This is a genomic window from Pseudocolwellia agarivorans, assembly GCF_002000085.1.
Taxonomy (GTDB): Bacteria; Pseudomonadota; Gammaproteobacteria; order Enterobacterales; family Alteromonadaceae; genus Pseudocolwellia; species Pseudocolwellia agarivorans.
On the sequence record NZ_MUZU01000006.1, the window covers coordinates 47681 to 60582 of the forward strand.

General features: G+C 36.0%; 13 protein-coding genes. 4 read left to right on the forward strand and 9 right to left on the reverse strand.

Features of this window, described 5'->3' with window-relative positions; genetic code table 11:
• Nucleotides 1-30: 30 nt before the first annotated feature.
• From lepA to rpoE, 5 genes are all read right to left on the reverse strand, one after another.
• On the reverse strand, nt 31-1821 hold the full coding sequence (gene lepA / locus B0X80_RS10790) for a translation elongation factor 4 (protein ID WP_077340195.1): 1791 nt from the start codon (nt 1819-1821) through the stop codon (nt 31-33).
• A gap of 87 nt (nt 1822-1908) precedes the next feature.
• Nucleotides 1909-2376: a SoxR reducing system RseC family protein gene (locus tag B0X80_RS10795; RefSeq protein WP_077340197.1), complete on the reverse strand. Its 468-nt coding sequence runs from the start codon at nt 2374-2376 to the stop codon at nt 1909-1911.
• Complete coding sequence (locus tag B0X80_RS10800) at nt 2376-3341, reverse strand: MucB/RseB C-terminal domain-containing protein (protein WP_077340199.1); 966 nt, start codon at nt 3339-3341, stop codon at nt 2376-2378. Before B0X80_RS10800 ends, B0X80_RS10795 begins: the two co-directional genes overlap by 1 nt.
• Nucleotides 3338-3961 carry a sigma-E factor negative regulatory protein gene (locus tag B0X80_RS10805; protein ID WP_077340201.1) on the reverse strand — a complete coding sequence of 208 codons (624 nt, stop codon included), beginning with the start codon at nt 3959-3961 and terminating at the stop codon, nt 3338-3340. Before B0X80_RS10805 ends, B0X80_RS10800 begins: the two co-directional genes overlap by 4 nt.
• A 40-nt stretch (nt 3962-4001) precedes the next feature.
• Nucleotides 4002-4580 carry an RNA polymerase sigma factor RpoE gene (gene rpoE, locus B0X80_RS10810; protein WP_076420332.1) on the reverse strand — a complete coding sequence of 193 codons (579 nt, stop codon included), beginning with the start codon at nt 4578-4580 and terminating at the stop codon, nt 4002-4004.
• Between the two features lie 216 nt (nt 4581-4796).
• On the opposite strand from rpoE, the gene nadB reads away from it, so the two are divergent.
• Nucleotides 4797-6398, forward strand: a complete 1602-nt coding sequence (nadB, locus tag B0X80_RS10815) for an L-aspartate oxidase (RefSeq protein WP_077340203.1) — start codon at nt 4797-4799, stop codon at nt 6396-6398.
• Between the two features lie 26 nt (nt 6399-6424).
• Here nadB and B0X80_RS10820 read toward each other — a convergent pair whose 3' ends face one another.
• Both B0X80_RS10820 and B0X80_RS10825 read right to left on the reverse strand, forming a co-directional pair.
• On the reverse strand, nt 6425-6835 hold the full coding sequence (locus B0X80_RS10820) for a hypothetical protein (protein ID WP_139345310.1): 411 nt from the start codon (nt 6833-6835) through the stop codon (nt 6425-6427).
• Nucleotides 6836-6881: 46 nt separating this feature from the next.
• Entirely contained in the window at nt 6882-7133 is a 252-nt protein-coding gene (locus tag B0X80_RS10825; protein ID WP_076420326.1) for an FAD assembly factor SdhE, read from the reverse strand.
• A gap of 132 nt (nt 7134-7265) precedes the next feature.
• On the opposite strand from B0X80_RS10825, the gene ygfZ reads away from it, so the two are divergent.
• From ygfZ to B0X80_RS10840, 3 genes are all read left to right on the forward strand, one after another.
• The gene (gene ygfZ / locus B0X80_RS10830) at nt 7266-8246 is read left to right on the forward strand and encodes a tRNA-modifying protein YgfZ (protein WP_077340207.1); all 981 of its coding nucleotides are present in this window, start codon (nt 7266-7268) and stop codon (nt 8244-8246) included.
• Between the two features lie 17 nt (nt 8247-8263).
• A complete protein-coding gene (locus B0X80_RS10835) occupies nt 8264-8752 on the forward strand; it encodes an FKBP-type peptidyl-prolyl cis-trans isomerase (RefSeq protein ID WP_077340209.1) in 489 nt (162 codons plus the stop codon).
• A gap of 600 nt (nt 8753-9352) precedes the next feature.
• Nucleotides 9353-9985, forward strand: coding sequence for a hypothetical protein (locus tag B0X80_RS10840; RefSeq protein WP_077340211.1), 633 nt, complete (start codon nt 9353-9355; stop codon nt 9983-9985).
• A 207-nt stretch (nt 9986-10192) separates the two neighbouring features.
• Here B0X80_RS10840 and B0X80_RS10845 read toward each other — a convergent pair whose 3' ends face one another.
• The gene (locus B0X80_RS10845) at nt 10193-12130 is read right to left on the reverse strand and encodes a RecQ family ATP-dependent DNA helicase (RefSeq protein ID WP_425439713.1); all 1938 of its coding nucleotides are present in this window, start codon (nt 12128-12130) and stop codon (nt 10193-10195) included.
• Between the two features lie 56 nt (nt 12131-12186).
• Nucleotides 12187-12894: a glutathione S-transferase family protein gene (locus B0X80_RS10850; RefSeq protein WP_077340213.1), complete on the reverse strand. Its 708-nt coding sequence runs from the start codon at nt 12892-12894 to the stop codon at nt 12187-12189.
• Between the last annotated feature and the right edge of the window lie 8 nt (nt 12895-12902).

Consider the following 12902-nt stretch of genomic DNA (forward strand, 5'->3'; position numbering starts at 1 on the left):
GGGATTCCATTTTGTCCTGTTAAATTGAAACTAGTTTTCTAGTTTCAATACTGATAAAAATGCTTCTTGCGGTATTTCAACATTACCTACCTGTTTCATACGTTTTTTACCGTCTTTTTGTTTCTGTAATAATTTCTTCTTACGAGAAATATCACCACCGTAACATTTTGCTGTTACGTTTTTACGTAATTGTTTTACTGTAGTACGTGCAATAACGTTATTACCAATTGCTGCTTGAATCGCAATATCAAACATTTGTCTGTGAATAAGTTCTTTAAGCTTTTCAACTAACATACGACCACGAGCAATTGAATGAGATCTATGCGTGATCATTGCTAACGCATCTACACGATCGCCGTTAATCATTACATCTACTCGAACCATGTCTGCAGGCTCAAAACGTACAAAGTTATAATCTAAAGACGCATAACCACGACTGGTAGATTTTAACTTATCAAAAAAGTCCATTACCACTTCAGCCATAGGTAACTCGTAAGTTACAGCAACTTGGTTACCATGATAAATAATGTCTTTTTGCACACCACGTTTTTCGATACATAAGGTAATAACGTTACCTAAATGTTCTTGTGGCACTAAAATATTAGCCTGAACGATAGGTTCACGAATTTCTTCAATATTATTGATTGGTGGTAAATCACTTGGATTATCAATCGATAATACATCGCCATTAGTACACGCAATTTCATAATTAACGGTAGGTGCTGTTGTGATAAGGTCTAGGTTGTATTCACGCTCTAAACGCTCTTGGACAATCTCCATATGAAGCATGCCAAGGAAACCTATACGGAAACCAAAACCTAATGCTGATGAATTTTCCGGTTCAAAAAGTAACGAGGCATCGTTTAAGCTTAACTTATTTAGCGCATCACGGAAGTTTTCATACTCTTCTGAACTTACAGGAAAAATACCGGCATAAACTTGCGGCTGTACTTTTTTAAAACCAGGAAGTTGTTTAGCTGCTTCTTTCTTAGAAATAGTGATGGTATCACCAACCGGCGCACCATGAATTTCTTTAATACCAGCGATAATAAAGCCAACCTCACCGGTTCTAAGAATGCCAGTATCTGTCTGCTTAGGTGTGAAAATCCCCACTTTGTCGATAAGATGTGTTTGTCCTGTAGACATAACCACCATTTTATCGCCTTTTTTAACTTCGCCATTCATAATACGAACTAAAGACACAACACCTTGGTAGTTATCAAACCATGAATCGATAATAAGCGCTTGTAACGGAGCATCTCTTTCACCAACAGGTGGTGGAATATTAGCAACAATCGTTTCTAAAACATCTTCAATACCAATACCAGTTTTTGCTGAACATTGCACAGCACCTGTAGCATCAATACCAATAATATCTTCTATTTCTTCTGAAACACGATCAGGGTCAGCTTGCGGTAAATCAATTTTATTTAAGATTGGAATAACTTCTAATTCCATCTCAATAGCCGTATAACAGTTAGCAACCGTTTGAGCTTCAACACCTTGTCCGGCATCTACAACCAACAAAGCACCTTCACAAGATGCTAATGAACGTGATACTTCATATGAAAAATCAACATGGCCTGGAGTATCGATAAAGTTAAGCTGATAAATTTCACCATCTTTAGCTTTATAATCTAAAGTCACACTTTGCGCTTTAATCGTAATGCCACGTTCGCGTTCAATGTCCATTGAATCAAGAACCTGTGCTGACATTTCACGATCTTGTAAACCGCCACAATGCTGGATCAGACGATCGGAAAGAGTTGATTTACCATGGTCGATATGGGCTATTATCGAAAAGTTTCGGATATTTTTCATAGATGGAGGTTCAAGTATAACTATTATAAAATTAACAATAGCGGGATTTTAGCGAATTTAGTGAACGGGGGCTATCTTTATACTCAATTAACTTTCAGTTACGGGAATTTTTTCTGTAAGAATACGTAAAATTTTAGGTGTTAATTTCGCTTTATTTGTAGGAGAAGATTGTTTCTTTTTTGCGAGAACATAACCTAAATAACCACCTAATACAGAAAGTATCACGCCAAAAAGCTCATGAGGAAATAACGCATTATTGATAAAATACTGCCCTACTCCTGCAAAAAAAATAAGTCCAAACAACGGAAATAAATACACTTGCCAAGCACTTTGCAGTAAACAGTCATCAGAAAGACCAAGTATAACAGTATCTCCAACCTTCACGGGTAAGTCACTCTGCAACACTAACGAAAGCTTTTTAGTAGGAAAGGCCTTAGCAACCTGCCCACTTCCACAGTTATCAACTTGCTGACATCCTGAACAAGCTGATTTAACTTCACTGGTTACAGAAACCTGATGGTTTTCAACATGAACAACAGTAGCAAGTTCTTCCATTAGGGTCTCTTAGCACCAGACAACAAACTAACCGAATCAGCAATAGCTTGTGCTGTCATTGAAGGTATTTTTCCGACAATGCTAACTTCAACACCTTTAACAACTTGGCTATATACCCCAGTAGCCCCATTCATTACAAATTCAGGTTCACGTTGATTTACAGGGCTTTTATTAATATATACCGACACATCAACTAAGCCATCAGAAAATAACATAAATTCTGTAGCTTGTTTCGTAATAGAAAGACGATGATAATTAGATCTTACATTTTCAAAACCACTTGGTAACCAGTTAACTTTCCACTGTAAATCACTATCAATAATACCTTTAGGAACATCGACCACATGAGGTAAGTCAGTTACTTGAAGTTGTTTTAACGGTTCGGGTAAGTCTTTCGAAAACTCTAAATGTGTAAACTGTACTTGCTCTAAAACAATGCCTTCTCTCGTAATAACAGACATTTTCAGCAACATATTAGATTCTTGATCTAACCACAAACGATAACCAAATCGGTTTTTATCTTTAGATACAATACGTATAATTTGCGCAGGGCGGCCTAACACACGACTTTTACCTAATGAAATAAAGTTATAGCTTTTCTCTAAAGAGCTAATATCACCACTAAATATTGAAGGGATAGGTCCACTAACTTGATATGTTTCTACAGAATAAGGAGGCAATTCAGGTTCGATGTAGCTAACCACGCCATCTTTTCTTAGTACGTCACGACGAGGCCCGTTAAGTAAAGATAATATTTCTAACTCTTTACCCGTGTCGTCGACTCCATGAAACCAATGATAAGGTTCAGCATGATTATTTTTAATAACCACAAATGAAGTACTAAAATTACGCGTTTTTAAAGATTGAGATAGAGCATTAAGCCAAGTTGAAGCTTGTTGCTCTACTTCTGCGGCTATTGTTGAAAATCCAGTACTCAACAAAAGTACGCAAATTAATGTTCTCATTTAGGCAAGCTTTCAACCTTATGTTCAGGAGTTGTTTCAATTGCAGGCTCTACCACTTCATTTACTTCAGAATTTGTAGCTGCAGTTAATTTAATTTGTTGTTTGTGATCTAACAATAAAGCCTGTAAACGACGTTGTTGTTCGATATAAGCTTGCTTTTGAGACATTTTTGAAGGCTGTTGATAATTAAAACTAACAGGTTCAGCAATACCTATAAATGGGCTTGTTTGAATATTTTGAATAGGTGCTACTTCGTCAGTTTGTACAACATTATTTTGTTGAACACCTAACACCATTAATCCAGCAGCTGAGGCTGCAATAGCTACTTGGCCCAAAGGCTTAACAAAACTTACAATACGTGCTTTAAAAGAATTTTGTTTTTTAACTGTATTTTTAGGAGCTAATACAGTGGGTTCATTGTCAATTGCAGCAGCAATTTTGGCAGACAAATCTAATTGTAATGTTTGAGGTACATCGTTTCTCATGATGTCACCCATCAATTGATAACGTCCCCAAGTATCAGACAATTCACTATCTTTGATAATTTCATCAAAAGACTCATCTTGTTGTATGTAATTATCTACACAAGAAGAAACTGTCTCAAACTTATTTTCACTCATACATGCACCTTAAAATTAGCGTTGTAACTAAATTAGTTACTTAACTTTGAAGTAATGGTCGTATTTTTTTATCTACAGCATCACGTGCTCTAAATATTCTAGAACGTACTGTACCAACAGGACATTCCATAATTACGGCTATTTCTTCGTAACTTAATCCTTCAAGCTCCCTTAAATTTATCGCTGTGCGTAAATCTTCAGGTAACTGCTCAATTGTATTAAATACTACTTTTTTAATTTCGTTCGTTAATAATAATTTTTCAGGGGATGCGTTTTCTCTTAAAGCATCACCACTATCATAAATCTCTGCATCTTCAATTTCAACATCTGAACCTGGTGGTTTACGTCCAGTTGCTACTAAGTGATTTTTAGCACAATTTACGGCTATTCTATAAAGCCAAGTATAAAAAGCGCTATCACCTCTAAAATTAGGTAATGCTCGATACGCTTTAATAAAGGCTTCTTGCACAATATCAGGCACATCACTTTGATTTTTTACATATCGGGAAACTAAATTTGCTACCTTATGCTGGTATTTAGATACCAAAAGGTTAAAAGCATTTTTATCACCACTCTGTACGCGTTCAACTAATTGTTGGTCAACGTTTTGTTCACCCATCCGAGCCCTTTCCTCTAAATAATACTTAACTTCTTTAACATCTGGCTCATGACAAACGCATTAATTAGGACTGCCCTAATATGAAAAAGTTCGAAAAAAAATAATAAATGTAACAATAAATTAAAGAATAGCGCTATAAGCCTTTATTTTTACTGTTATAGACAATGAATAAAAGTTAATATCTTAAGTCATATAGTACATCAATATTGAAATATTATGAACAAACAACATAACTGTGACGTATTAATTATCGGAAGTGGCGCAGCAGGTTTATCTCTTGCTTTACATTTATCCAAAAATGCTGACGTTGTAGTACTAAGCAAATCACGAGTAAATGCAGGTTCTACCTACTACGCGCAAGGTGGAGTGGCCGCGGTATTTGATGAAAATGATAATATAGACTCTCATGTAGCAGATACTTTAGTTGCTGGTGCAGGGTTATGTGATGAAGATGTTGTTCGTTATACCGCTGAAAATGCTAAAGAATGCATGGAATGGCTTATTGGCCAAGGAGTCAATTTTGATAAAGAAGAATCAACAAATACTGATATAAAGTACCACTTGACTCGTGAAGGCGGTCATAGCCACCGTAGAATTTTGCATTCAGCCGACGCTACAGGCAAAGCTATTCAAACCACGTTAGTTGATCAAATCAAAAACAATAACAGAATACGCTTATTCGAACGTTACAATGCAATCGATTTGATCACCAAAACAAATGAAGGTAAAAAATCTGAATGTATTGGCGCTTATATTTGGAATAGAAATACAGAAAAAGTTGAGAGTATTGCAGCTCAAAAAATCATTTTAGCCACAGGTGGTGCAAGTAAAGTATACCAATACACATCTAACCCAGATGTTGCGAGTGGCGACGGTATTGCCATGGCTTGGCGAGCAGGCTGTAGAGTAGCAAACATGGAATTTAACCAATTCCACCCTACGTGTTTATTTCATGCAGAAGCAGGAACGTTCTTATTAACAGAAGCTCTTCGCGGTGAAGGCGCATTGTTACGACGTCCTGATGGTAGTCGTTTTATGCCCAGTTTTGATGAGCGAGCAGAGTTAGCACCAAGAGATATAGTTGCACGAGCAATTGATTACGAGATGAAACGCTTAGGTGCAGATTGTATGTATTTAGACATTAGTCATAGGCCTGATGATTTTATCAAACAACACTTTCCTACTATTTACCAAAAAATACTCAAACTTGGTATTGATATAACTAAGCAACCTATTCCTATTGTACCTGCTGCTCATTATACCTGCGGTGGAGTAATGATAGATAAACAAGGTAAAACCGATCTCAACAACCTATATGCAATAGGAGAAGTTGCTTATACCGGTTTACATGGCGCGAATAGGCTAGCAAGTAACTCTTTATTAGAATGCTTAGTGTTTGCACGTGGCGCAGCGCAAGATATAGAAGCAACTCTAAAAAGAGAAGTTAAATACTTCGCACTTCCAGCTTGGGATGACAGCCGAGTAACCGACTCAGATGAAGAAGTTGTTATTCAACATAACTGGCATGAACTACGACTATTTATGTGGGATTACGTGGGCATTGTAAGAACAACTAAACGATTAGAGCGCGCTTTACATCGTGTTGAATTACTACAACGTGAAATAGACGAGTATTACCAAAATTTTAGAGTAAGCAATAATTTATTAGAATTACGTAACTTAGTACAAGTCGCTGAACTTATAATAAAAAGTGCGATGGAACGTAAAGAAAGCCGCGGCCTGCACTACACATTAGATTACCCAGAATTGAGCAACGAAATAAAAACAACGGTATTAATACCAACTCAGGTTATTTAGCCAGTAAAAATGCTCCGAATTTGCTATCACAGCTCGTTAGCATGAAAGGTATTTCGTTTGATCATTCGACACAGTTGAGAATAATGATAATCAGAAACACTGCTTTTAAAAATAAAGTGGGTTTCTGATTTTTTTCTACCGTTTGGCTTATTATTCTCCTCACCCGTTAAACACAACCAACAACCTAATATGCCTATTCGGCTATTTAATTGCATTTTATATACCTTGCCCTCTAATTCAACAAAGCCATCAGGTAGTAAAATAAATTCTTGGAGGAAATACTGAGGGCTTCCCCTCAACTTAGAAAAAGACGCGCTAAAAAAGCCAACAACAACTATAAAAAGTATCATAGCTGTTGTAGCAAATAACTGAATTAAAGCAGGGTTAAACTCAAATAATAAAACACTCGTTAATATTACAACAAGTAAATAAATCACAGAAAAAATAATAACTCTAGGTAACAACGACGAGTATATTTTTATCTTAAAGCTTAACGCGTTTGAGTATAAGTTGGACCAAGGAGTTGAGTTCACTGTCTTCACACTTTTCATGTCCCATAAACCAAGCAAACAACTCAGGATCTTGGCAAACGAGTAAACGTTCAAAAATAGCTTTATCTTCTTCACAAAGTTCGTCGTAAGCCTCATCTACAAAAGGTAAAAACAAAAGATCAAGCTCTAACATTCCACGACGACAAGCCCATCGTAACCTTGGTTTATTATCAATAAGGGTCATACAGCACCTGTAAAATTCAAAGTAAAATAAAGAATATCCGCCTATTCTAACAATTTAGTTCATATAAGCTTGTATTTTTTTTAATTGGCCTTACTTATTAACTAATGTTTTTCGCAAAAAATGCCACACATCATGACTATAAAAATAGATCAATCTTTACCCTCTTTTGAACAACTCCCTCGTGTTTTTGCTATTACCCTTGACGACTTCGCCGCAATATCACTAATAGGCGAAGAGCAAAACAAATACCTACAAGGGCAAGTCACTTGTGATGTAAATAGCGCTAACGAAAATAGCTTACTTAATGGCTCTCATTGCGATGCTAAAGGCAAAGTATTTTCAGCTTTCCGTTTTATTATGCGTAACAAAGCCAACTTATTAATACAGCCAAAAGCAACATTAGCCGCATCACTTGCCGAACTAAAAAAGTTTGGTGTATTTGCTAAAGTCACTATTGAAGCAGTTGAAAACCTAGCGTATTTAGCCGTTTGCGGGCAAGAAGCTAAAACAACATTAGCTCAACATTTTTCAACCTTACCGTGCGAAAGCTCTCCTGTTGAAACTATAGATTCTACAACGCTTGTTTATATTGAAGGAAAAACACCTCGATATATAATCATTAACGAAGCAGACAAAATCTCAGCGCTTGCCAGCAAACTTAATATAACCACCTATGCTCATGCGGTTTGGAACTTACTTGAAATTAACGAAGGATTTCCTACATTAAACGAATCTTCAATTTCAGCTTACGTACCACAAATGTTAAACTTGCAGGCAGTCAATGCCATTAGCTTTACCAAAGGCTGTTACTTAGGCCAAGAAACCGTTGCAAGAATGCAATACCTTGGTAAAAACAAACGCGCGTTATACAGCTTAAAAGGCAATGGCGACACAGTAATTAACGCCGACAGCATTATTGAAAAACAACTGGGCGAAAACTGGCGCAAAGCAGGCGACCTACTAACAAGTTATACTGCCGACAATGGTGACTATTACCTGCAAGCCGTATTAGCAAGCGACACCGACGAAACGACAAACCTTCGCATTAAAGACGCGAATGAAGCATCATTACATATACAACCTTTACCCTACACTTTAACTACTCAGGACTGATTTAATCAGACATTATTATGAAAATTACTGCAAACAAAGTCGCCGTTATCCATTACGCTGTATCAAATGGTGAAGATACATTAATTGATAGCTCATACGATCACGAACCACTATCTATCATTCATGGTACAGGTTACTTAATTCCTGGATTAGAAAATGCGTTAGAAGGACATGAAGTAGGTGATAAATTTGAAGTAACAGTATCTCCTGAAGAAGGTTACGGCGAACGTTTTGACGACTACGTACAAACAGTACCAAAAGAAATGTTTGCTGAAATTGATGATCTAGAAGTTGGCGCACAACTACGTGCAACAACTGACGACGGCGAACAAACCGTTATAGTAGTTGATATGACAGACGACACCATTACCGTTGATGGAAACCACCCATTAGCCGGTATTGAATTAAAATTTGAAGTTGAAGTATTAGAAGTAAGAGATGCAACGGAAGACGAGCTAACTCATGGACACGTTCATGGTGAAGGCGGTTGTGGCCATACTCACTAATCAACTGATTTATTAGATGTTGTAACCAACCTAATCAGAAATATAAATCCCGCTATTTAATGGTTTAAATAGCGGGATTTTTTGTTTTTAGGATTTGATGAATTTTTGTTTTAACTTGTAGCAATGAGTATCTTTTAAGACAACGGGAATACTATTTATATCATTCATCATAGTAAACGTAGAATAATCTGCTTAGCCACCAAAGTCGTCGTTCACATTTGAAATACTAACGATCACTTTGTGCGCTAAGAAGACATTAGAATTTAATTTTTTGCCATATATTTTCTAATCAATTGATATACTGATTCTTGCTCTGATATAGTAATTTAAGGATAATAATTCGTGGATGTCCCATTTTGTTAGGAGTTGATAACTGGGCAAACTCACTAGGAGGCGTTAACGATGAATATTTTGTGACGACCAAATTCGATTATTCGATTCATCCGATAGGCACGAAGGGGGACTTAGCTGTTTAGATGGTCTAAATCTAGTTCGCACAAGACTACATGAGCAAAAGTCACCTATAAGGTTGGTAGGATTATCGGGGGTTGTAAAATCATGAAATAAAAATAGGTTTTTGAAAAACAAAAGGAATTAAAATTGAACGATAAATTATTAGAAGAAATAAAAGATGAAGTTTTCAAATACTACAATCAGAGTAAAGAAAAAAAATCACTAAATCAAAATATAGACGATACGTTAGAGTCAATTTCAAAAGTTACAGGTTTATCAATAGAAGAAATAAAACCTATAGCTGATGATGTTCACAGCAACTATATTACGAATAAAAACAAAAAAAGAAATAAACTTATTTTACTTTTTTCTTCTTTTATATTAGTTGTGATATTAATTTCTAGTTTCTTTTACTTTTCTAAAAAAAGTCCTGTAAAAATTGTTAGTGCTACAACCTATATTACAGACAAAATCACAGGAAAAAACAAGCCTAATAAAGTGATTGAAACTGTAAATATAGATCAAACGATTTATGGCTATGTAAAATGGGATTTTGAAAAAAATAAAAACGAGTATCAATCTCAATTAAAAATAACAGATAGCAAAGGCAGAGTAGCGAGGGTTTGTATGCACGACACAAAACAACAAAGTTACTCTATGGTCTGGTCATGCTCGTATAAGTTTAAAAAAGGACTTGATTCTGTTGGAACTTGGAAATTTGAAGCGTTTATTGATGGTAAAAAAACAAGTGAAACATTTTTTACTGTTAAAAATATTTAATATTGGAAACTCGATACAAAATCTAATCCAAATCACCGCTACTGATTAAATGCTAATGTCCGCAATGTGGCAATAGTTAACATCATATGATGATAAATCAACAGCCGCTATAAGCTTATTACTACTATTAAGGAATACTTATTTAGAGGGTTTATCCATAATGTTGTGGCCAAATTAACTCAGCCACAACAAACCCTATAACCTCACCTAACTCCCCATCAACGCTTGCACTTTTCCTTTCACCTCTCCGTATTTCAGCGTTTCACACATTGCAAAGCCTGATAGCTTTTTCACTTTTTGTTTCGTAAACATAGGGACGGTTAACCCCACTAAAAATTGGCAATAAATGCTGATAGGTAAATCGACTATGCCAGCAGCTTTTAAGTGCTCAGTTAACTGTACACAAGCATCGTTTATGGTTTTGTCGTCTGGCCACTGTGGTGTTGATGAATATGCTAATTTTGCGACTTTGCCTATACACACAGAGCAATGATTACAGTTTTCAGGGCTTTGTTTGTCGTCAAAATACAGCGATAAATTTTTACTTAAACAACGGTCTAATTCAAAAAATCGAATGAGTGCGGCTATGCGATTAATTTCGCTTTGTTCTTTTTCAGTAAAGTACACAAAAACTTGTTGCGCTAAGTCAGGTGAATTAAGTTGCTGTGGAACTACTTGATACACTTCTGTCATCTTTTTAGTTTGTAGTTCGATTAATTTTTTCTCATGTAAATAATCTAAAGCGGTTACTACGCGAGATCGCTCACATTGATATTGCTGTTGTAGCGAGAGAAAGTCAGGCTCGCCCCATATTTTTTTAAACTGTGTATTAGCAAAAACCGCTTGTAAAAAGGTTTTTCGTTCTCCTTCAAACATGGCTACAATGTCATTTTCTTTCGCTAAAAATTTATATTTAAATTCAGCAAAGTAAGCGTGTTTAGGCGTTATTATTCCCATTAGCTCTAATTGTACAAGTAAGGTTTTTAACGGTAGTTGACGAATATTAGTGTCGTTAGAAAGACCTGTTATTTGCACTTCCCATTGGTTGTGCTGACTTTCTTTTTTAATATTCTCGAGCAGTATCTCAATACTATTTAGCGTTGGTGTGTCGCCATAAACAAAATTTTCAAGAGTATGTAAGCTGTCTAAATTAGCTAGGGTAATACAATTTGATTGTTGTCCGTCTCGCCCTGCTCTTCCTATTTCTTGGCTATAGTTTTCGATAGATTTAGGTAAGTCGTAATGCACTACAAAACGAATATCTGATTTATCAATCCCCATACCAAAAGCAATAGTGGCGACCATTACGGGAATATTACCACTCATAAAACGTTGTTGAATATCTTGTTTTTTATCGTCAGCAAAACCCGCATGATACGCTTGAGCATTAATACCTTGCTGTTGCAGGTATTGCGCAACAACTTCAGTAGTTTGCTGCAAGGTAACATACACAATACCGCAACCACTTTGCTGATTAATGGTATTAAGCAGTTCTTGGTTTTTATGTTGCTGAGCAACCGGTACAACCGATAAATTTAAGTTGGCTCGGTAAAAACCTGTTTGCACTATGTGTTGTGATTGAATGTCAAACTTAGCCGCCATGTCTTTTTTTACTTTTGCGGTGGCGGTTGCCGTAAGTAACAATACTTGCGGTATGTTTAATTCGTTTTTATAAGCAGGTAATTTGAGGTAATCGGGGCGAAAGTTATGACCCCATTCTGAAATACAATGAGCTTCATCAACCACTAGCTGTGAAATAGCTACCGATGAGATAAAACGCCTAAATCTTTCGTTTTTAAAACGCTCTACCGACACCATTAATATTTTAATGTTACCTGCTTTTACGTTTTGAATAACTTGTTGATGCTGTTCAGCACTTAGAGATGAGTCAATGCTAGCAGCAGGAATACCTTTAGCTTCTAAAAAGGTGAGTTGATCTTTAATTAACGCTAATAACGGCGATACCACTAAGGTTAAATGAGGCAAGTGCAAGGCGCTTAGTTGATAACAAAGCGACTTGCCTGAACCTGTAGGAAATATAGCAAGAGACGATTGCCCATCAATTAATTGCCTAATGGTTTGCTCTTGCCCTTCTCGAAAGCCATCAAAACCAAAAACCTGTTTTAAATTAGAAAGTAACTGCAAAAATATGCCTTATTTATAAATAGCGAAAAACACATATTAACGAATAAAGTGACTATTTATTTAGTTGAATAATAGTGACTTTGAATACGTGCGCAATAACCCACTAAGTTATCATATTTTTTAGCTAATAAATTAAAGTCACTTGAATAGTCGACTAATAAAAATTGGCAAAGAATTGAATAAGCCGTTACATCAAAACTTGCTATAGACTCACCAAAGAAATAATCCTTATCACCTAATAGGTTAGATAACGCGGCTAAAGATTGATCTGTGATAGATAACACTTCTGTACGACTGTGGCGTGCAATACCTTGAGAGTCTAATTTTTTAATGGTTTTTTTACGAATAACGCCAGCAGCAATATTGTTGATTGGAAAAGGAATACCCGCAAAAAAAGTCTCTTTGCAAATAGGCCATGTTTTATCATCAGCCCAGCGTGAATACACTAAACACCAATATAGGTTTTCGTCTAACGACTTTGTTAATAAATAAGCCGTTGCTTTTTGCTCAGGGGTTAAAGACTCGTCGATATTTATCGCGTACTTATTATTGAGGTGGTCAATAATAAAAGCTGAATCACCAATGGTTTGGTTATCATCTTCAATAAAAGGGAGTTTACCTTTAGGTGATTTTTTTAAGTTATTTATACCACTTTTAACTTGGTAATCTAGCTTGGCAATTCGTAAATACAAATCAACCTTCACAACAAACGGGCTTGCGTCCATAACACCGAAAGCGGGGCCAAAACTATATAAAGTAATCATGTAAATAA